Raw genomic sequence first — 19,101 nt, 5'->3', positions numbered from 1 at the left:
TCAGCGTTGGCGCGCGCTGGCCGCTCGGGTGCGGGTGCGCGCGGACTTGGTGGTTGGGCGTGTGCGCCGGGCGGCGACGGGTGCCTGGCGCTGTGTGCGCGCCAACGGGGCTGTTTCTCCGCGTCGCGCCACCTGGCGCTCGATGAAGTCGTTGCAGACCCAGCCCTCCAGATCGCTGGATCCGACCACGGCGACCTGGGACCAGCGATCCAGTGCGCGCAAGACGATCAATTCGGTGCCGCGCTTGAGGGCTGGCGCCAGCTTGGCGAATTCGGCGCCCGGGCCATCGCGGATGTTCAGGCTGGCGACGGTCACCACCATGCGCGGCACGGCGTCACTGCCCCGGCCCAGCGCGCGGCTGCGCACGGCACCCAGCGGAAACGCCGGCCCGGGATCGACCTTGCGCCCGCGGGCGATGTCCTCGTGCCCCAGCACGTCTTCGAGCCCGTAGTGAGCGACCAGCAGCTCGCACAGTGCCAGGGCACGTTCGATCTGGACCTCGCTGTAGGCATGCCATGGCTGGGTGCCACCGCCGTGCTTGTGTTCGGCAACTACGACCTCGTCGCGCGGATAGGCCCTGCCGAACCAGGCAACGCAGCGTTCGCCTTCGTGGTGCAACAGCCCGGCGTTGTCCATTTCGATGCCGATGGACGAGCTGTTGAGCCCGATCAGGTTGCCCCACTGACTCACGCCGGCGTGCCAGGTGGTCACGTCGAACGGGGCCAGCTGCACGATCTGTCCGTCGCGGCCGAGCACCAGGTGGGCAGAGGCGTTGCCTTGGGGCTTGCGCGTGCACAGGGATCGCACGGCGCTCTCGGCGTCACGCCCGGCGGTGTAGTGCAGCACCAGGTACCGTGGGCGCAGTGCGCCCCCCGTATTGGGCGTGGCTTGTTGGCTTACACCCGGTCCGACAAGGCGGTGTTGCTCGATGCGAAGCATGCGGCCCTCCACAGTGAGGCAATGGGTGCGGGTGGCCACGGCCCCCGCGCTGGCCCGAAGGCGTCAGATCGAAAAAGGCGTCTGACTCAGGAAGTCGGCGGCGGGGCCCAACGTGAACAGGTTGGGCGACTGCGTGGGCGGCAGGCCGCTGCGTACCTGCGCATGAAAACGTCCGTGGTTGCCGGAGAAGCGCCCACCGTTCCACACCCGCAGCAATTGCTCGGTGAAGGCGCCGTTGTGTTCTCCGTCCATGGAGAACTGGTTGTCCTGACAGCCCGAAATCAGGATCACCGCGGGCTTGAAGTCGTGCACGATGGCGCTCAGTCGCTCGCTGACCACCACGTTGGCCAATGCGGTGTCGGGGTCGAGCTTGCGGTGCTCGGCGGCCTTGGCGACCTGGGCCTGCAACCGGTCATAGAAAGCCTTGTGCGCTTCGTAGACGCGCCGCCCGATGGCGCGGGGCATGATGCGCGGGCGCTGTTGTGCAGACCCAGGTGTCGGCATGGGTGCGCGGGTGACGGTGCCGCTGTGGCAACTGTCCGACACCACGAGAACACGCACCCCTTCGACAAAGCGACTGAGCTCGTAGTACAGCTCGTCGTCGATGAGTTGACCGTCGTACAGGCACCAGGTTTCGTCGAGCTTGTCGTCCTCGTCGGCCGAGGTGTCGTCGATCTGGCCCCCGTGGCCGGAATAGCTCAGCAAGAAAAGATCGCCAGCTTTCAGCGTTCTGGCCACCTGGCGCAATGCACTCAAGACGCGCGTACGGGTGGCCTGTGCGGTGAGCAGCGTGGTGGGGCTGAAGCCGCGCGCCCTGGCCAGCGCGGTCATGTCGTTGGCGTCGAACTCGCAGGCCGCCAAGGGCCCGGTCCATCCGGCGTAGGCATTGGCCGAGACCTCGTTGAGGCCGATGTGTAGGGAGGCCCCCTGGGGTGCGCGGGCGCGGCGCTTGCGCGTAGGCGGGGCGCCAACGCTGCGGGTGCTGGCAGCTTGCGGGCGACTTCTGTTGCCGACGATCATCGCCATGAAACCCCCAGGATGGTTGACGAGCGTGAACTGCGTCACGGATTCTGGGTGGCAGCGAGACGGGGTGTCAATCGCAGGACTTAATCCGCTCCCCACAAGTGAATGAAAAAAGGCTCACCGGTTCAGTACTCAAGCCGTTCGGGTCTCACCTCCTGCAGGATGGTGGTGGCAATTTCTTCGATGGACTTGGTGGTCGTGGACAACCAGCGAATGCCTTCGCGGCGCATCATGGCCTCTGCCTCGGCCACTTCCATGCGGCAGTTGTCGAGACTGGCGTAGCGCGAGTTGGGTCGGCGCTCGTTGCGGATTTCGCTCAGGCGCTCGGGCGCGATCGTCAGACCGAAGATCTTCTTGCGATGCGGCACCAGGGCCGGTGGCAGTTTGCGCCGATCGAAGTCCTCGGGAATCAAGGGGTAGTTGGATGCCTTGAGTCCGTATTGCATGGCGAGATAGAGCGAGGTGGGCGTCTTGCCGCTGCGGCTCACGCCCACCAGGATCACGTCGGACGACTCCAGATCCTTGTTGCTCTGGCCGTCATCGTGGGCGAGCGAGAAGTTGATGGCCTCGATGCGGTCGTTGTAGGCCTTGCTCTTGGACGCGTCCGAGAAGCGGCCCACGCGGTGGTTGCTCTTGATGCCGAGCTCAACTTCCAACGGCTGCACGAAGGTGCCGAACATGTCCAGCAACATGCCCTTGCAGTGCTGGGCGAAGACCTCGAGCACTTCGGCGTTGACAACCGTGGTGAAGACCAGCGGTCGTTTGCCTTCCACATCGTGGGTGTGGTTGATCTGGCGAACCGCCTGGTGGGCCTTGTCGACACTGTCCAGAAAGGGCAGGCGCACCCGGCGCATGTCGGCCTCGAACTGCGCCAGGATGGCGTTGCCAAACGTTTCGGCCGTGATGCCGGTGCCGTCAGAGACAAAAAATACGGTGCGCAGTGGCATGTCCGGGCCGTCCTTACAATTCCAGGGTTTTGCGTGGCGGCCATTATGTGGCCCGCCCGCCAGCCCGAATTTCACCCTTGCCCGGTGGCCGACCCACAACACAACCAAAGGTCACACGCTGGTGCATGGAACCCCGGTTTTTCAACCTCAGGAGTCTTTCCATGTCCAACCTGTTCGAGCCGACCGCCCTGGTCGTACCGTTCGAAAAACTGCGGATGAGCGACGTCGAGTCGGTCGGCGGCAAGAATGCCAGCCTCGGCGAGATGATTTCCCAGTTGCCCAGCGGGGTGAAGGTGCCCACGGGCTTTGCCACCACGGCGCACGCCTTCCGCGAATTCCTCAAACACGACGGCCTTGCCGATCGCATCAATGCGCGACTGGGCGCACTCGACACCGAAGACGTGCGTGCACTTGCCGCAGTTGGTGCCGAGATCCGCGGCTGGGTCGAAGCGCAGCCGTTCCCCGCCGACCTTGAAAAGGCCATCCGCGACGCATTTGCCACGCTGAGCGCCGGCAATGACAAGGCGTCGTTTGCCGTGCGTTCCTCGGCCACCGCCGAAGATTTGCCCGACGCGTCGTTCGCGGGCCAGCAGGAAACCTTCCTCAACGTGGTCGGCATCGACGACGTGCTGCACAAGATGAAGGAGGTGTTCGCCTCGCTCTACAACGACCGCGCCATCAGCTACCGCGTGCACAAGGGCTTTGCCCATGCCGACGTGGCCCTGTCGGCCGGCGTGCAGCGCATGGTGCGCTCCGACCTGGGTGCAGCGGGTGTGATGTTCACCATCGATACCGAAAGCGGCTTTGAGGACGTGGTCTTCATCACCAGCAGCTACGGCTTGGGCGAAACCGTGGTGCAGGGTGCCGTCAACCCCGACGAGTTCTATGTGCACAAGCCCATGCTCAAGGCCGGCAAGCGCGCCGTGATCCGCCGCAACCTGGGCTCCAAGCTGATCCAGATGGTGTTCAGCAGCGCCGACGAGAAGGCGGCCAGCGGCAAGCTGGTCAAGACCATCGACGTGCCCGTCGAGCAGCGCAACCGCTACAGCCTGAGCGAGGCCGACGTGATGCAGTTGGCGAAGTACGCGCTGGTCATCGAGCAGCACTACGGCCGTCCGATGGACATCGAGTGGGGCAAGGACGGCACCGACGGCCAGCTCTACATCCTGCAGGCACGCCCTGAGACGGTTAAGAGCCAGAGCGCGGGCAAGACCGAGGTGCGCTACAAGCTCAAGGGCAAGGGCGCGGTGCTGGCCAGCGGCCGCGCCATCGGCCAGAAAGTGGGCACCGGCCCGGTCCGCCTGGTGCACAACATCAGCGAGATGGACAAAGTGCAGCCCGGCGACGTGCTGGTGACCGACATGACCGACCCGAACTGGGAGCCGGTGATGAAGCGCGCCAGCGCCATCGTCACCAACCGGGGTGGCCGCACCTGCCACGCGGCCATCATCGCGCGCGAACTTGGCATCCCGGCCGTGGTGGGCTGCGGTGACGCCACTGATCTGCTCAAGGACGGCACGCTGGTGACCGTCAGCTGCGCCGAAGGCGATACCGGCAACATCTACGACGGCCTGCTCGAGACCGAAATCACCGAAGTGCAGCGCGGCGAAATGCCCGCCATGGACGTGAAGATCATGATGAACGTCGGCAACCCGCAGCTGGCCTTCGATTTCGCGCAGATTCCGAACGGTGGTGTCGGGCTGGCCCGCCTCGAGTTCATCATCAACAACAACATTGGCGTGCACCCCAAGGCCATCCTCGACTACCCGCAGATCGACGCCGATCTGAAGAAGGCGGTGGAGTCGGTGGCCCGTGGCCACGCGTCGCCCCGCGCGTTCTACGTGGACAAGGTCGCTGAAGGCGTGGCCACCATCGCGGCGGCCTTCTGGCCCAAGCCGGTCATCGTTCGCCTCTCGGATTTCAAGAGCAACGAATACCGCAAGCTGGTCGGTGGCTCGCGCTACGAGCCGGACGAAGAGAACCCCATGCTGGGCTTTCGCGGCGCGGCGCGCTACATCAGCGCGGACTTTGCCGAGGCCTTTGCCATGGAGTGCGAGGCCATCAAGCGCGTGCGCGAGGAGATGGGTCTGACCAACGTGCAGGTCATGGTGCCCTTCGTGCGCACGCTGGCACAGGCCCAGCGGGTGACCGAGCTGCTGGCTGCGCAGGGACTCAAGCGCGGTGAGGGTGACCTCAAGGTCATCATGATGTGCGAGATCCCCAGCAACGCCGTGCTGGCCAAGGACTTTCTCCAGTTCTTCGACGGCTTCTCGATCGGCTCGAACGACCTGACCCAGCTCACGCTCGGCCTGGACCGCGACTCCGGTCTGGAGTTGCTGGCCCACGACTTCGACGAGCGCGACCCGGCGGTGCGCGCGCTGCTCACGCTGGCCATCAATGCCTGCAAGGCCGAAGGCAAGTACGTGGGGATCTGTGGCCAGGGCCCCAGCGACCACGCCGACTTCGCCGAATGGCTGCGCGACGCCGGTATCAGCTCGATCTCGCTCAACCCCGACACGGTGGTTGACACCTGGCAGCGCCTGGCGGCCGAGTGACGTCTGACTGATTGACGCCCGACTGAGCGACGCCTGGCGGCGTCGCCGCAACGTCCGACAGCCGGCGGGCAAAACCCGTCGGCTTTGACGGCGATCAGCCGCAGGGCGCAGGCGCTGCGTCAAGATGTCGCCATGCCAGCCCACAACGAGACAAGCCGCGCGCCCCCGGCCAATGGGGCGCCCAATGTACGTCGTCGATCCTGCCGGGTGACGCCATGAAGCCTTGGCGCCACCTGCGTTTCTGGCTGCTGTGGTCTGCGCTCACCGCAGCGCCTATTGCGCTGCTCTCGGGTGCCTATGTGCTGCTGTCTGGTTCGCTCGCGCCTGGCGATCTGGCCCTGTTGGAGCAAACGCTGAGCGATCTGCTCCAGACGCGGGTGGCCTTGCTGGGGCTGTTGCTGGTGGTGTATGGGGCGCTGGTGGCGGCCGCGCTCGTCCAGTGGTGGCAATCGTCGGTCACCCCGCTGGCGCGGCTCGCGGAGCACATTGCCGCCAGCGCCGAACACGCCGATGCACCGGATCTGCCGCTGGAAGGCGATGCGCTGACGCGAACCCTGGCCGCAGCCGCCAATCGCCTGATCGCCGATCGCCGCTCCCTGGCCTGCAGCCTGGGTGAGCGCATTGAAGCCGCGGGCGCCAGCCTTGAGCAGGAGCGCAGCCGACTGGCCGCCCTCATGAGCGAGCTCACCCAGAGCGTCATCGCCTGCAACCTCGATGGCCGCGTGCTGCTCTACAACCCGAGTGCGCTGGCCCTGGCGCGTGGCTTGTCCAGCGCGCCGGCAGTCGCTGCGGGTTGCGAGCTGCTGGGCCTTGGTCGGTCGGTGCATGCGCTGATCGACCCTCGGCTGATCGACCATGCTCTTGGCCGGGTGCGCCACGCGCTGCAGCAGGGCAAGGCGAACCCCACCAGCAGCTTTCTGGCGCCGCACCCCGGCGGGCAGGTGCTGCGCGTGCAGCTCGCGCCAGTGCGCCACAGTCCTGTCGATGCCGCTTTGACGGGCTACCTGCTGGTGCTGGAAGACGTGACGAAGGCAATGGCGGCCGATGCCGGGCGTGAGCAGGCGGTGCTGGCTTTCAGTGACACCGTGCGGTCAACGCTGGCGGCCTTGCATGGCAGTGCCGGGCAACTGGGTGAGGGCGCGTTGCAGGCGCAACTGGCCGAGGCGATGCCCCGCGTCGAGGCTGTGTCGAGGCAGGCCCATGACGCCGTGAGGACCACGTGGTTGCTCGAAGACATGCTGGGTGCGGACTTGCTGGATCTGGCCGCGCAACGCATGTCCGCCGACGGTGTGCTTTCGGTGGAGATCGAGCCGCCCGAGCAGGCCTGGTGGCTGCGCGTGGACAGCCACTCCCTGGTGTTTGCCTTGTGCGCCATGGCCGAGCGTCTGGCCAGCGAGTACGCGGTGCGGCGCGTGGCGCTGCGGCTGCGTGCGGGTGCTCGCGATGGCGAGGTGCAGCTCGACCTCGTCTGGCAAGGCCAGGCCTTGAGCGCCGAGACGGTGATGGGCTGGGAACTCGACTCCCTGACCCATGGTGGCGAAGCACTGGGGTTGAGCCTGCGCGATGTCGCGGGTCGACACCGCGCCGCGGTCAGCTACGAGCGCGAACGCGCACGCCACGAATCCAGCTTGCGCCTGGCACTGCCGCTTGCCGATGCCCCGATCGCCGCGCCGGTGGTGCCGACCATCGACAGCCGGCCCGAGTTCTACGACTTCGATCTGTTCAAGCTGGGACCGGTGGTCAGTGCGCTCGACGACGCCCGCCTGGTCGATCTGAGCTTCACTGTGTTCGATACCGAGACCACCGGACTCGACCCGTCGGCGGGTGACGAGATCATCCAGATCGGTGCGGCGCGCATCGTCAACGGCCGCTTGTTGCGTGGGGAGTCGTTCGAGCAGCTGGTGGACCCGCGCCGCCCCATCCCGGCTGCGACCATTCCCATCCATGGCATTCGTCCCGAGATGGTGGTGGGGCAGCCCACCATTGAGAAAGTGTTGCCGGCGTTTCATGCCTATGCGCGCGATACCGTGCTCGTGGCCCACAACGCCGCCTTCGACATGCGCTTTCTTCAACTCAAGGCCGAACGCACCGGCGTGCATTTTGATCAGCCGGTGCTCGACACGCTGTTGCTGGCGTCGATTGCGCAGCCCAACCAGCCCTCGCATCGACTGGAGGCGATTGCCGAGCGGTTCGGTGTGACGGTGACCGGTCGCCATACGGCGCTCGGCGATGCGCTGGCCACAGCGGAGATCCTGCTCAAGCTGGTGCCGCTGCTGGCTGCCCAGGGCATTCACACGCTGCATCAGGCGCGCGAGGCTTCACAGCGCAGCTACCTGGCCCGCCTTCGCTACTGACGCCCGATCGCCCTTCAGCGTCGCCCGTAGCGTTGCGACAGCACCTGTTGCAGTGTGTGCACCACCTTGAAGGCGTCGCGCAGCTGGGTGCGCTCGAAGTTCGACAAGTCAATCGGGGCCATGAAGTTGTCGGGGGCCAGGCCGCGGCCCATGCGCCGTGCCTGATGGCGCAGCCGAACCATGGCGATGAATTCCAGCGCGTCGCGCAGATCGTGCGCGCTTTGTGAGCTGATGGCGCCACCACTGGTGACGGACAGCAGACGGTCGTGGGTGTTGACGGCACCCAGACCCCCTTCCAGCGCGTAGACACGTGCCAGATCGACCACCGGCACGATGCCACCGTGCTTGAGGTCGACCGTGCCCTTGTGCTCGCCGGACCGCTCAGTAGTGATGCGACCCAGAAAACCCAGAGGAGGGCGGTGCCCCAGTGCGTTGTCGGACAGGTGCGCCAGGAACAGCGTGTTGCCTTTCGTGCGCTGCAGGACCTCGTTGCGTAAACCGTCCAGCAAGGCTTGCTCGCCGTGAATGGTGCGCAGGTCGAAGAAGACGCTGGTGAGCATCAGGGCCATGGGCTCGGGCTGCATCGTCCAGTGGTCGAACAGCGCCTGCCAACGGTGCCGCGGCAGCCGCCATTTGGGGTTCATGGCCATCATTTCGCCTGGGCAATGCACGTAGCCGCAGGCATTCAGGCCATCGCACACCCGGCGGGTGAAGGCTTCAAACCACGCGCCATGTTCGTGTTCGTCGAAGGCATCGTCGATGACCAGGCAGTTGTCCTGATCGGTCTTGGCGGTTTGCTCTTCCCGGGCCTGAGAGCCGGCCGCTACCCACGCATAGGGCACCGGCGCCGGGCCAAGGTCGGCTTCGGCCAGGGCGATCAGTCGCCGGGTCACGGCGTCGGTGATGGCGGTGACGATGTGGCCGATGCTGCGCGCAGTGGCGTCGGCCGCCACGAGGTGCTGCACCAGCAAAGACACACCCTCCACCGCCTGCATCAGTTCCGGGAGGTCGGCTGCTCGGTGCACCAGAGCGGCGAGTGTCAGGGGGGAGCCGGCGTTCTGGGTGGACAGGTCGCTTGGCGTAAGCACGCCCACCACGCGCTCGCCATCCACCACCGGCACGTGGTGAATGCCATGTCGCGTCATTGCCAGCACTGCGTCAAAAGCCGGGCGGGATGCGCCAACGACCAGGGGCTTCGTGGTGGCCACGTCGGCGATGGGGCATTGCAGGTCCAGCCCCTCGGCCAGCACGCGGTTGCGCAGGTCCCGGTCGGTCACGATGCCGCGCAGCCGTTCACCTTCCAGCCAGAGCACCGAGGACACGTTTTCACGGCGCATGACTTGCGCGGCCTCTTGCACCGGGGTGCTTCCCGCAAGGCCCACCGGCGGGCGTTTGACCAGGCTGGCCAGGGGCTCGGTCAGCCGCTGCAACTCGGTGGGCGTGGTCCGGGGCATGAATGCCGCGCCAGTGGGGGAAGGTGTGCTGGTGTCTGCCATGTCGGGTCGCGGGCATGGTAGCCCGGGTCGGGCCGGCGTGATGCGGGAAAACCCTCCTCAGTGTTTGACCTAGGTCAGGTGCGGTGCAAGTGCCTTCGTAAGAAATCGGTAAGTTGGCGGCCAAGAATCGCAACAACTCCCCCCAGCATGCTGTTGTTGCTCACCGCCATCAAAACCGTTTGCGAGATCGCCCTGATGTCGCTGGCCGGGCAATGGGTGGTCGGCTTGCTCGCCGGCCAACGTCGGGAGCAGAACTTCTTCTATCAGTTGCTGGGCCAGATCGGTCGCCCATTTGTGCTGCTGGCCCGGTGGGTGTCTCCGCGTCGCATCGTGCTCGAGCGGCATGTCCCCCTGGTGGCTTTTCTGCTGCTGGCCTTCTCCTGGCTGGTGGTCACCGCCTTGCGCATTCAGCATTGCTTTCAGATCGGCGTGGAGTTGTGCAAGTGAGCCGGTCGCTGCATCGGTGGTACCTGCGTGCACAGGTGCGCCTGTTGTTGCTGCTCGGGCAGCAGCACGCCGTGCTTGAGCGCGTCGATGAACTGCTGGCGATGGACGCAGGTGACGCACACGCCTTGGCCACACGCGCCCACGTGCTGGCTGAACTTGGCGACAAGGCGGCGGCTGTGCAGGCGCTGCGCCAATGGGTAGCGCTGCAGCCCACGCAGGCGGCGGGCTGGTTCAACCTGGGCTTTCTGAGTGAAAGCCTTGGGCACATCGACGACGCGGAACAAGCGTTTCGGCGCGCCATCGCGCTCGACGAGAAGTTCGATCGAGCCTGGTATGGCCTGGCGCTGTGCCTCATTCAACAGCGGCGCTTCGAGGAAGCCATCGTGGCACTCAAGCGCAACACGGAACTGCAACCCATGAGCCCGTTTGGCTGGTACCAGCTGGCGCGGGTGCATGTGGACCGGCAAGAGCCCGAGGAGGCGGCGCGGATCATTCGCCACCTTCGCAAGTTCGAGCCGAAGGTGGCGGCCCAGTTGGAGCGCGAGACCGGTTTGGCCCAGGGCCAGACCTGACACGCACTTCAGACGCAGGCCAGCAAAAGGGGTGTGGCGTGCGGACGCTGCGCCGAGAGCACGGACCGGTTGCAGGCCACGTGAGGAGATGCGTGGTGTTCGTGATGTGCCCGAAGGGGTCTTGTTGATGGAGGTCGACTCGATGCAACTGACAGAGAAACACCGCCAGTACTGGCGCAAGAACCTCAACGTCACCGCCATATTGCTGGTGATCTGGTTCTTTGTGACGTTCGTGGTGGCCTATTTCGCGCGTGATCTGAACTTCAGCTTCTTCGGCTGGCCATTCAGTTTCTGGGTCGGGGCGCAGGGTGCACTGGTGGTCTATGTGCTGATCATCGGTTTCTACGCGCGCTACATGAACCGGCTCGACATCGAACACGGCGTCAACGAGGCCGAGGAGTAAGTCATGGCAGGCATCTTTGAAACCAGCAAGAAGTCGGGCAGCTCCAATGCGGCCTTTCGCAAGCAACTCAACAAGGTCTACAAGTGGTACACGGGCGGCTTCTTCGCCTTTGTGGTCGTGCTGGCCGTGCTTGAGCAGCTGGGCTTGTCGCGCGAGTGGATCGGGTTCATCTTTCTGATCGCCACCATCGCGCTGTACGCGGGCATCGGCATCATGAGCCGCACGACCGATGCGGCCGAGTACTACGTGGCAGGCCGGCGCGTGCCTGCGGTCTACAACGGCATGGCCACCGGCGCCGACTGGATGTCAGCGGCCTCGTTCATCGGCATGGCGGGCACGCTCTATCTGTCGGGCTACGGTGGCCTGGCGTTCATCATGGGATGGACAGGGGGCTACTGCCTGGTGGCGCTGTTCCTGGCGCCGTACCTGCGCAAGTTCGGACAGTTCACCATTCCCGACTTTCTGGGCGAGCGCTACGGCGGCAATCTGCCCCGCTTCATCGGCATCTTTGCCGCCATTCTGTGCTCGTTCACCTACGTGGTTGCGCAGATCTATGGCGTCGGCCTGATCACCGCGCGCCTGACCGGTGTGGCTTTCGAGCTGGGCGTGTTCCTGGGGCTTGGCGGCATTCTGGTGTGCTCGTTCCTGGGTGGCATGCGCGCGGTGACCTGGACGCAGGTGGCTCAGTACATCATCCTCATCGTGGCCTACATGATTCCGGTGGTGTGGCTGTCGGTGAAGCAAACCAACGTGCCGGTGCCGCAGGTCATCTATGGCCAGCAGCTCGTGAAGGTGACCGAAGCAGAGCAACGCCTGATCAACGATCCGAAAGAGATCGAAGTGCGTGATCTCTACAAGGCGCGCTCACAGGCCTTGGCAGAAAAACTGAAGGACCCGGCGGCCGCGCTGGCGGCTGACAAGGCTGCGGCCGAGAAAAATCTGGCCGACCTGAAATCGACCAACGCCCCGAGCGCGCAGATTGCCGCTGCGGAACGTGCGCTGGCCGACCTGCCCAAGGATGCCGCTGCGGCCAAGGCCGCCTGGACGAAGGCCAAGGCGGGTGCCGATGCCAAGACCAAGCCACTCAACGGCATGCCGCGCCATGCCCAGCAGTTTGCCGGAGACCCCAACGGCGACGCAGCGGCACAGAAGACCTTCGATGAGTCGCGGCGCAACTTCCTGGCGCTGATCTTCTGCCTGATGGTGGGTACGGCCGCGCTGCCGCACATCCTGATGCGCTACTACACGGTGCCCAGCGTTCGCGAGGCGAGGCAGTCGGTGACCTGGTCACTCTTCTTCATCTTCTTGCTGTACTTCACGGCCCCGGCCCTGGCGGTGCTGGTCAAGTTCGAGGTGTTCACCGTGCTGGTGGGCACACCGTTCAACAACCTGCCCGAATGGATAGCGGCGTGGAACCGCGTGGATCCAGGCTTGCTGTCAGTCACCGATGTGAACAAGGACGGGATTCTTCAGCTCAACGAAATGAGCATTGGTGGCGACATCATCGTTCTGGCCACACCGGCCATTGGTGGCTTGCCCTACGTCATTTCGGGTCTGGTCGCCGCGGGCGGTCTGGCCGCGGCCCTGTCTACCGCCGACGGCTTGTTGTTGACGATCGCCAACGCGCTGTCGCACGACCTTTACTACAAGATGATCGACCCCAATGCCTCGACGGCCCGGCGGGTGACCATTTCGAAGACGCTGCTGCTGGTGGTGGCCCTGGCCGCTGCCTACGTCGCCTCACAAAAGCCGGCGGACATTCTGTTCCTGGTGTCGGCGGCGTTCTCGTTCGCGGCGGCGGCGTTCTTCCCGGCCCTGGTGCTCGGCATCTTCTGGAAGCGTGCGACGGGCGGTGCTGCCTCGCTTGGGATGATCGCCGGCCTGGGCATCACCTTCTATTACATGGCAACGACCCAACCCTGGTTGCGCGGCATTTTCGGCATCACCTCGCCGGTCGAGCTCTGGTGGGGCATCCTCCCGATCTCTGCGGGTCTGTTCGGGGTGCCGGTCGGTTTTGCGGTGATCATCTTCATCAGCTTGATCACCCCGGCACCCAGCAAGAAGATTCAGCAGTTGGTCGAGCACGTTCGCTACCCCAACCTGCGCGCTTCCTGAGGCAGACTCGGCGTGCTCCGCCCGGGCCTGCCGGGCGCCCGCCGGGCGAGACGCAATACGGCCCCCCGCCCCGATTTGGCCGGGGGGCCGAACATTTGTATAATCGCGGGCTTGCCTTGCTGCACCCCTGCTGACGCCTGGGGGCAGCTGTCATCCTCCCCGGCCGTGTTTGCAACGGCCGGCCGGGGTCATCCACAAGGAGAGTCCATGCGTCACTATGAGATCGTTTTGCTGATCCATCCGGATCAGAGCGAGCAGGTTCCGGCCATGCTGGAACGCTACAAGGGCATGATCACCGCCGGCGGCGGCAAGATCCACCGCGTTGAAGACTGGGGTCGCCGTCAACTGGCATACCAGATCAACAAGCTGTCCAAAGCCCACTACCTGTGCGTCAACATCGAGGCCGATCAGGCCGTGATGAATGAGCTGGAGCATGCCTTCCGCTTCAACGACGCCGTGCTGCGCCACCTGAGCGTGCAGCGCAAGAAGGCCGACACCGGTGCTTCGTCCATGATGAAGACGGTCGAGCGCGAAGAGGCCCGCAAGGCCCAGCAACAGTCGCAGGAGCAATCCGCCTGACGCCATGTGCGTGAGGTTCGCGGGAATCAGGTGAATCGTCTTCAGTTGCAGGCGGTGGTGGTGCAGGTGCAGAACCTGCGTTACACGCCAGCCGGCATACCGGTACTCAATCTCGTGCTTGAGCACGAGTCGCAGCAAACCGAACTGGATACACCCCGCACAGTCAAGCTCCAACTCAAGGCCGCAGCCTTTGGCGCACTCGCCGAAGCCCTGCAGAAGCAGGCCTTGAACGAAGCCGGTGACTTTGACGGATTCCTGGCGAACGCACGCAACGGCAAGGGCGTGGTGTTCCACATCCAGACATACCGCAAGACATAGGACATTCATCATGGCTGCACCCAAGCGTTTCGGCAAAGACAAGCGCCCCAAGCGCAACACGCAATCGCTGCTGTTCAAGCGCAAGCGTTTCTGCCGCTTCACCGTCGCCAAGGTCGAGGAAGTCGACTACAAGGACATCGACACCCTGCGCGATTTCATCGCCGAGAACGGCAAGATCATTCCGGCACGCCTGACCGGTACCCGCGCCATTTACCAGCGCCAGGTCACCACCGCCATCAAGCGTGCGCGCTTCCTGGCCATGCTGCCGTACAGCGATCAGCACCGCGTCTGATTGAGGAGCCCGACATGCAAGTGATTCTTCTCGACAAAGTGATCAACCTCGGCGCCCTGGGCGACGTGGTCAAGGTCAAAGACGGCTACGCCCGCAACTTCCTGATCCCCACGGGCCGTGCCCGTCGCGCGACTCAGACCGCCGTGGCCGAATTCGAAGCGCGCCGCGCCGAGCTGGAAAAGGCCGCTGCCGCCAAGCTGGCCGAGGCCCAGGCGCTGGGTGAGAAGCTGGCTGCAGTGAGCCTGAAGCTCACGCAGAAGGCTGGCGTTGACGGTCGCCTGTTTGGCTCCGTCACCAACAACGATGTGGCAGAGGAGCTGGCCAAGCAGGGCTTCACCGTTGCCAAGGCCCAGGTTCGCATGCCCAACGGCCTGCTGAAGAACGTTGGCGACTACACGGTGCAAGTGCATCTGCACACCGACGTCACGGTTGACGTGGCGGTTGCGGTGCTCGGCGAAACCGCCTGATCGGCTTCAGCCCAATGAAAGCCGCTGTCGCGAGGCAGCGGCTTTTTTCTTTTCCGTGCCGTCGGGCTGCTCACAGTCTGTCCACGGGTTGCGCACAGGGTATCCACTGGTCACCCGCGTTGTGCATGCTTACCATGCTGTTTTGCCTCGACGCCGAATGTCCACTGCATTTTCAGACCCCTTTCCCGACCTCGGTGCGGGCGTTGACGAGGCGGGTGACCGTCAGATCGCCCAGCTGCGTGTTCCCCCGCATTCGATCGAGGCCGAATCCAGCGTGCTGGGCGGGCTGCTGCTCGACAACGGTGCCTGGGACCGGGTCGCGGACCTCGTCAACGATTCCGACTTCTACCGCTACGAGCACCGCCTGACGTACTCGGCCATTGCCGCCCTCGTCAATGCCGCCAAGCCGGCTGACGTGGTGACCGTGTTCGAGCACTTGCAGAACCTGGGCAAAGCCGACGAAGTGGGCGGCCTGGCCTACCTCAACTCGCTGGCTCAATATGTGCCGAGCGCGGCGAACATCCGTCGCTACGCGGAGATCGTTCGCGAACGGGCGGTGTTGCGCAAGCTGGTCGCGGCCAGTGATGAGATCGCAACGGCGGCCTTCAACCCGCAGGGCAAGGCGGTCGCCAAGATCCTGGATGAGGCGGAGCAGAAGATCTTCCACATCGGCGAGGAAGGCTCGCGCATGAAGGAGGGCTTCCAGTCGATGGATCGGCTGGTGGTCGACCTGCTCGACCGGGTGCAGGAGATGGCCGACAACCCGAACGACATCACGGGTGTGCCAACAGGCTTCATCGATCTTGACCGGATGACGGCTGGCCTGCAGCCTGGCGACCTCGTGGTGCTCGCTGCGCGACCGTCCATGGGCAAGACCGCCTTTGCGATCAACATCGCCGAGCATGTGGCCTTGAACGAAGGTCTACCGGTGGCCGTGTTCTCGATGGAAATGGGTGCGGCCCAGTTGGCCGTGCGTATCGTCGGCTCTATCGGGCGCATCAACCAGGGCCACCTGCGCACCGGAAAGTTGACCGATGAGGAGTGGCCGCGGCTGACCGAGGCGATCGAACGTCTGCGCAATGTGTCGCTGCACATCGACGAAACACCAGGATTGACCCCGAGCGAGCTGCGCGCCAACGCGAGGCGTCTTGCTCGCCAGTGCGGCAAGCTTGGACTCATCGTCGTTGACTATCTGCAGCTCATGAGTGGCAGCAGCAGTGACGGCGAGAACCGTGCGACAGAACTGGGCGAAATTTCCCGTGGTTTGAAGATGCTGGCCAAAGAGCTGCAGTGTCCGGTCATTGCGCTGTCGCAGCTCAACCGTTCGGTGGAGCAGCGCACAGACAAGCGCCCCATGATGAGTGACCTTCGGGAATCGGGCGCCATCGAGCAGGACGCGGACATCATCATGTTCATCTACCGCGACGAGTACTACTCCAAAGATGCGTGCAAGGAGCCGGGCGTCGCCGAGATCATCATCGGCAAGCAACGTAACGGCCCGACCGGTACGGTCAAACTGGCCTTCCTGAACATGCTGACGCGATTCGAGTCGCTCGCCGGCGGCGGCGACTTCTGACTTGGCGTAGGCAAGGTGTCTACCGGGCAGAAAAAAGGCGCACCGTTGTGCGCCTTTTTGTTGGGCAGTGCCTGAGCGACCTAGAGAACCTCGGAGGCAAAGTCCGCCAGTCGTGAGCGTTCGCCACGCGCCAGGGTGATGTGCCCACCGTGGGGCCAGCCCTTGAAGCGGTCCACCGCGTAGGTCAGGCCCGACGAGCCCTCGGTCAGGTAGGGCGTGTCGATCTGGGCGAGGTTGCCCATGCAGATCATCTTCGTGCCAGGACCGGCGCGGGTGATCAATGTCTTCATCTGCTTGGGTGTCAGGTTCTGAGCCTCGTCAATGATGACGTACTTGTTCATGAAGGTGCGACCGCGCATGAAGTTCATGCTTTTGACCTTGATGCGACTGCGGATGAGTTCATTGGTTGCCGCGCGGCCCCACTCGCCGGCATTGCCGCCATCGCCCTTCGCGAGGAACTCGAGGTTGTCGTCGAGTGCGCCCATCCAGGGGCCCATCTTTTCTTCCTCGGTACCAGGCAGGAAGCCGATGTCCTCGCCCACACTGACGGTGGCGCGGGTCATGATGATTTCGGTGTAGCGACGATCGTCTAGCACCTGCGTCAGTCCCGAGGCGAGCGCCATCAGGGTCTTGCCGGTACCCGCGGTGCCGGCCAGGGTCACGAAATCGATTTCGGGATCCATCAGCAGGTTCAGTGCGAAGTTCTGCTCCCGATTTCGGCTGGTCACGCCCCAGACAGCATTCTTGAGGTGCGTGTAGTCCTTGAGCGTCTTGAGGACTGCGGTCTTGTCCCGGATCTCGATCACGCGCGCGTAAAGGGAAGGCTCGCCTGGGGCCTCGAAGTACACGAACTGGTTGATGTAGAACTGACTCACCGCCGGGCCACTGACCCGGTAGAAGGTGTGGCTCCCGCTCTGCCAGCTCTCGATGGTCTTGCTCTGGCGCGTCCAGAAATCCTGCGGCAGCGCCAGCGAGCCGGGGTACAGGAGTTCGCCATCGTCGAGCGTCTTGTCGTTTTCGTAGTCCTCCGCAGGCAGGCCGAGTGCGCGTGCCTTGACACGCATGTTGATGTCCTTGGACACCAGAATCACTTCGCGCTCTGGAAAACGATGCCGCAGGCCGGCCACAACCCCGAGGATCTGGTTGTCGGCCTTGCCTTGTGGCAGGCTGGCTGGCAGCTCGTTGGTCAGTGGCTCGGTTTGAAAGAAGAGCAGGCCACGCGCCGACTGGTGGCCCGTCGCCGACAGCTTGAGGCCTTTCGCCATGTCGCCGCCGGTCTGCGCAGCCAGCATGTCCAGATTTCGGCTGGTCTGGCGCCCGTTGCGAGCCACCTCGGTCATGCCCTTTTTGTGACCGTCGAGCTCCTCCAGCACGATCATCGGCAAATAGATGTCGTGCTCCTCAAAGCGGAAGAGGCTCATGGGGTCGTGCAGCAGCACGTTGGTATCCAGCACGAACAGCCTCGCAGGACCGCCTTTCGTTGGTCCGCCAGCGCGTCGCCGGGCCACAGCAGGTACGGCTTGTCGAACAGGTGCGCTGTCCGGTTTGGTGGCGCTCGATTTCTGCGTAGCAGGAGGCGAAGTGGGGTTGGTCCGCGATTCGGGTCGGGCCTCGAGGGTCGGTGCTGCCCGCTTTCGGGCCTTGGCTTTGGGGGGCGCCGCTTTGGGCTTGACCTCTGCCGGCTCCTCCAACTGAAGGATGTTCAATCCGTCAGATCGCTCATTCAGTTCTTCGATGGGGGTGTCGGAGGCTTTGATTGCGTAGGCGTCGGGGGCAAGCAATGCGGCGCGTTTGGTCGGGGCGGGGGGCAGTGGCATGTGTGGTGATGGCGGTCAGTGCGCGGACTCAAAAAAACAAAAAGCCGCCGGGCGAACCGGGCGGCTTTGCGGGCAGCGAGGCAACGGAGAACGATCAGAAGCAGGAAGAATGCCCGAAGACATGCGGCCCATTATGCACTTGGCGCGTGACGCCGCCAGTGCCTTCGACGCAACTGTCGCTGCAATGCAGCAACCGAGTTCAGGCTGCCTTCTTGAGGGACTTGACGGCCTTGAGGACTTCTTCGACGTGACCGGGGACTTTGAGTCCGCGCCATTCCTGGCGAAGCACACCGTCAGGGCCGATCAGAAAGGTGCTGCGTTCAATGCCCTTCACCTTCTTGCCGTACATGATCTTGTTCTTGACCACACCGAACATGTGGCACATCTTCTCTTCGGTGTCGGCGATGAGTTCGAAGGGAAGTTCAAGCTTGGCCTTGAAATCGTCGTGCGACTTCATGTTGTCGCGCGAAACCCCGAAGACTTCGGCGCCCGCCTTCACAAAATCCTTGTACTTGTCGCGGAACTGCATGGCCTCGGTTGTGCAACCGGGGGTGTTGTCCTTGGGATAAAAGTAAAGAACCAGGGTCTGACCGAGATGGCTCTGGTGGCTGACCTTCACCCCGCTGGTGGCCACGGATTCGAATTCGGGGATAGGTTTGTTGACAACGACGGCCATGCTGTGGAGACCCCTGAAGTGAGTTGATGGTGTAGCGTTGGCTACCAGCACGCCATGCAATGGCATTCGGGCAGCAGCCCGTTATTTTAACGCCTATTGCGTACCCGCGCCCATCGCTCGGGTCATGCCTCTATCAGCAAAGCGGCCGTCACCCGCCTTCCTTCCCCCACCAGGATGTTGTAGGTGCGGCAAGCGGCCGCGGTGTCCATGGTCTCGACGCCAATGCCTCGGGCGATCAAGGTGCGAAGCAAAGCCGGCGCGACAAAGCGAAGTCTTGCGCCGCTACCGAAGATGACCAGTTCGGGCAGCGCGTCAGGTTCGTCAAGCAACTCGGCAAAGTGCTCGACCGCCAGATTCCCGAATTCACTGCACTGCCAGCTTCTCAGGCCGCGAGACGCACTGAGGACGACGCTGCTGGTATGGCGTTCCCCGTTGATGGCAATCCAGCCGTCTCCCAACGACGTAATGGCCAGGTTGTGGGGGGTGTCGGCATGGAGTTTCATGGGGGCGCTGTGCGCCAGCGAG

At 64.1% G+C, this 19,101-nt stretch carries 18 protein-coding genes; 11 read left to right on the top strand and 7 right to left on the bottom strand.

Going from position 1 to position 19,101, the window contains the following annotated elements; translation table 11 throughout:
- The 3 genes from KF871_RS08055 to KF871_RS08045 form a co-directional block, all read right to left on the bottom strand.
- On the bottom strand, window positions 1–939 hold the full coding sequence (locus KF871_RS08055) for an N-acetylmuramoyl-L-alanine amidase (RefSeq protein WP_291140429.1): 939 nt from the start codon (window positions 937–939) through the stop codon (window positions 1–3).
- 63 nt (window positions 940–1,002) lie between these two features.
- Window positions 1,003–1,965 (bottom strand): caspase family protein, encoded by a 963-nt coding sequence (locus tag KF871_RS08050; RefSeq protein WP_291140427.1) that lies wholly within the window; start codon window positions 1,963–1,965, stop codon window positions 1,003–1,005.
- Window positions 1,966–2,087: 122 nt separating this feature from the next.
- Entirely contained in the window at window positions 2,088–2,909 is an 822-nt protein-coding gene (locus KF871_RS08045; RefSeq protein WP_291140425.1) for a pyruvate, water dikinase regulatory protein, read from the bottom strand.
- A gap of 161 nt (window positions 2,910–3,070) precedes the next feature.
- Here KF871_RS08045 and ppsA point away from each other — a divergent pair, with 161 nt between their 5' ends.
- Together ppsA and KF871_RS08035 are read left to right on the top strand one after the other, a co-directional pair.
- Window positions 3,071–5,464 carry a phosphoenolpyruvate synthase gene (gene ppsA, locus KF871_RS08040; protein ID WP_291140423.1) on the top strand — a complete coding sequence of 798 codons (2,394 nt, stop codon included), beginning with the start codon at window positions 3,071–3,073 and terminating at the stop codon, window positions 5,462–5,464.
- 215 nt (window positions 5,465–5,679) lie between these two features.
- Complete coding sequence (locus KF871_RS08035; protein ID WP_291140421.1) at window positions 5,680–7,818, top strand: exonuclease domain-containing protein; 2,139 nt, start codon at window positions 5,680–5,682, stop codon at window positions 7,816–7,818.
- A 14-nt stretch (window positions 7,819–7,832) separates the two neighbouring features.
- Here KF871_RS08035 and KF871_RS08030 read toward each other — a convergent pair whose 3' ends face one another.
- Window positions 7,833–9,272, bottom strand: a complete 1,440-nt coding sequence (locus tag KF871_RS08030) for a DUF294 nucleotidyltransferase-like domain-containing protein (RefSeq protein ID WP_291140419.1) — start codon at window positions 9,270–9,272, stop codon at window positions 7,833–7,835.
- A 189-nt stretch (window positions 9,273–9,461) separates the two neighbouring features.
- On the opposite strand from KF871_RS08030, the gene KF871_RS08025 reads away from it, so the two are divergent.
- The 9 genes from KF871_RS08025 (at window position 9,462) to dnaB (ending at window position 16,083) form a co-directional block, all read left to right on the top strand.
- Complete coding sequence (locus KF871_RS08025) at window positions 9,462–9,761, top strand: hypothetical protein (protein WP_291140418.1); 300 nt, start codon at window positions 9,462–9,464, stop codon at window positions 9,759–9,761.
- Window positions 9,758–10,333, top strand: coding sequence for a tetratricopeptide repeat protein (locus KF871_RS08020; protein WP_291140416.1), 576 nt, complete (start codon window positions 9,758–9,760; stop codon window positions 10,331–10,333). Before KF871_RS08025 ends, KF871_RS08020 begins: the two co-directional genes overlap by 4 nt.
- A gap of 142 nt (window positions 10,334–10,475) precedes the next feature.
- Window positions 10,476–10,736, top strand: coding sequence for a DUF4212 domain-containing protein (locus KF871_RS08015; protein ID WP_291140414.1), 261 nt, complete (start codon window positions 10,476–10,478; stop codon window positions 10,734–10,736).
- Window positions 10,737–10,739: 3 nt separating this feature from the next.
- A complete protein-coding gene (locus KF871_RS08010; RefSeq protein ID WP_291140412.1) occupies window positions 10,740–12,851 on the top strand; it encodes a sodium:solute symporter family protein in 2,112 nt (703 codons plus the stop codon).
- Window positions 12,852–13,058: 207 nt separating this feature from the next.
- The gene (rpsF, locus tag KF871_RS08005) at window positions 13,059–13,430 is read left to right on the top strand and encodes a 30S ribosomal protein S6 (protein WP_291140410.1); all 372 of its coding nucleotides are present in this window, start codon (window positions 13,059–13,061) and stop codon (window positions 13,428–13,430) included.
- 30 nt (window positions 13,431–13,460) lie between these two features.
- On the top strand, window positions 13,461–13,748 hold the full coding sequence (gene priB / locus KF871_RS08000) for a primosomal replication protein N (protein WP_291140408.1): 288 nt from the start codon (window positions 13,461–13,463) through the stop codon (window positions 13,746–13,748).
- Between the two features lie 10 nt (window positions 13,749–13,758).
- Complete coding sequence (gene rpsR / locus KF871_RS07995) at window positions 13,759–14,040, top strand: 30S ribosomal protein S18 (RefSeq protein ID WP_291140406.1); 282 nt, start codon at window positions 13,759–13,761, stop codon at window positions 14,038–14,040.
- Window positions 14,041–14,054: 14 nt separating this feature from the next.
- Entirely contained in the window at window positions 14,055–14,507 is a 453-nt protein-coding gene (gene rplI / locus KF871_RS07990) for a 50S ribosomal protein L9 (RefSeq protein ID WP_291140404.1), read from the top strand.
- A 157-nt stretch (window positions 14,508–14,664) separates the two neighbouring features.
- Complete coding sequence (gene dnaB, locus KF871_RS07985) at window positions 14,665–16,083, top strand: replicative DNA helicase (protein ID WP_291140718.1); 1,419 nt, start codon at window positions 14,665–14,667, stop codon at window positions 16,081–16,083.
- A gap of 80 nt (window positions 16,084–16,163) precedes the next feature.
- Here dnaB and KF871_RS07980 read toward each other — a convergent pair whose 3' ends face one another.
- The 3 genes from KF871_RS07980 to KF871_RS07970 form a co-directional block, all read right to left on the bottom strand.
- On the bottom strand, window positions 16,164–17,900 hold the full coding sequence (locus KF871_RS07980) for a PhoH family protein (protein WP_291140402.1): 1,737 nt from the start codon (window positions 17,898–17,900) through the stop codon (window positions 16,164–16,166).
- Between the two features lie 199 nt (window positions 17,901–18,099).
- On the bottom strand, window positions 18,100–18,576 hold the full coding sequence (locus tag KF871_RS07975; protein ID WP_291140400.1) for a peroxiredoxin: 477 nt from the start codon (window positions 18,574–18,576) through the stop codon (window positions 18,100–18,102).
- A gap of 122 nt (window positions 18,577–18,698) precedes the next feature.
- Entirely contained in the window at window positions 18,699–19,079 is a 381-nt protein-coding gene (locus tag KF871_RS07970; RefSeq protein ID WP_291140398.1) for an Mth938-like domain-containing protein, read from the bottom strand.
- Between the last annotated feature and the right edge of the window lie 22 nt (window positions 19,080–19,101).

The organism is Hydrogenophaga sp. (assembly GCF_019635465.1).
GTDB lineage: Bacteria > Pseudomonadota > Gammaproteobacteria > Burkholderiales > Burkholderiaceae_C > Hydrogenophaga.
The sequence above is the reverse complement of the archived record's forward strand: the minus strand, read 5'-3'. Positions and strand labels throughout refer to the sequence as shown.

Excerpts from the sequence above, each read along its gene's own strand:
- KF871_RS08050 (WP_291140427.1), bottom strand. The coding sequence starts at position 1,965 with ATGGCGATGATCGTCGGCAACAGAAGTCGCCCGCAAGCTGCCAGCACC.
- KF871_RS08035 (WP_291140421.1), top strand. The coding sequence starts at position 5,680 with ATGAAGCCTTGGCGCCACCTGCGTTTCTGGCTGCTGTGGTCTGCGCTC.
- KF871_RS07975 (WP_291140400.1), bottom strand. The coding sequence starts at position 18,576 with ATGGCCGTCGTTGTCAACAAACCTATCCCCGAATTCGAATCCGTGGCC.
- KF871_RS08045 (WP_291140425.1), bottom strand. The coding sequence starts at position 2,909 with ATGCCACTGCGCACCGTATTTTTTGTCTCTGACGGCACCGGCATCACG.
- KF871_RS07980 (WP_291140402.1), bottom strand. The coding sequence starts at position 17,900 with ATGCCACTGCCCCCCGCCCCGACCAAACGCGCCGCATTGCTTGCCCCC.
- rpsR (WP_291140406.1), top strand. The coding sequence starts at position 13,759 with ATGGCTGCACCCAAGCGTTTCGGCAAAGACAAGCGCCCCAAGCGCAAC.
- rpsF (WP_291140410.1), top strand. The coding sequence starts at position 13,059 with ATGCGTCACTATGAGATCGTTTTGCTGATCCATCCGGATCAGAGCGAG.
- KF871_RS08030 (WP_291140419.1), bottom strand. The coding sequence starts at position 9,272 with ATGCCCCGGACCACGCCCACCGAGTTGCAGCGGCTGACCGAGCCCCTG.
- KF871_RS07970 (WP_291140398.1), bottom strand. The coding sequence starts at position 19,079 with ATGAAACTCCATGCCGACACCCCCCACAACCTGGCCATTACGTCGTTG.
- dnaB (WP_291140718.1), top strand. The coding sequence starts at position 14,665 with ATGTCCACTGCATTTTCAGACCCCTTTCCCGACCTCGGTGCGGGCGTT.
- KF871_RS08010 (WP_291140412.1), top strand. The coding sequence starts at position 10,740 with ATGGCAGGCATCTTTGAAACCAGCAAGAAGTCGGGCAGCTCCAATGCG.
- rplI (WP_291140404.1), top strand. The coding sequence starts at position 14,055 with ATGCAAGTGATTCTTCTCGACAAAGTGATCAACCTCGGCGCCCTGGGC.
- KF871_RS08015 (WP_291140414.1), top strand. The coding sequence starts at position 10,476 with ATGCAACTGACAGAGAAACACCGCCAGTACTGGCGCAAGAACCTCAAC.
- ppsA (WP_291140423.1), top strand. The coding sequence starts at position 3,071 with ATGTCCAACCTGTTCGAGCCGACCGCCCTGGTCGTACCGTTCGAAAAA.
- KF871_RS08055 (WP_291140429.1), bottom strand. The coding sequence starts at position 939 with ATGCTTCGCATCGAGCAACACCGCCTTGTCGGACCGGGTGTAAGCCAA.
- KF871_RS08025 (WP_291140418.1), top strand. The coding sequence starts at position 9,462 with ATGCTGTTGTTGCTCACCGCCATCAAAACCGTTTGCGAGATCGCCCTG.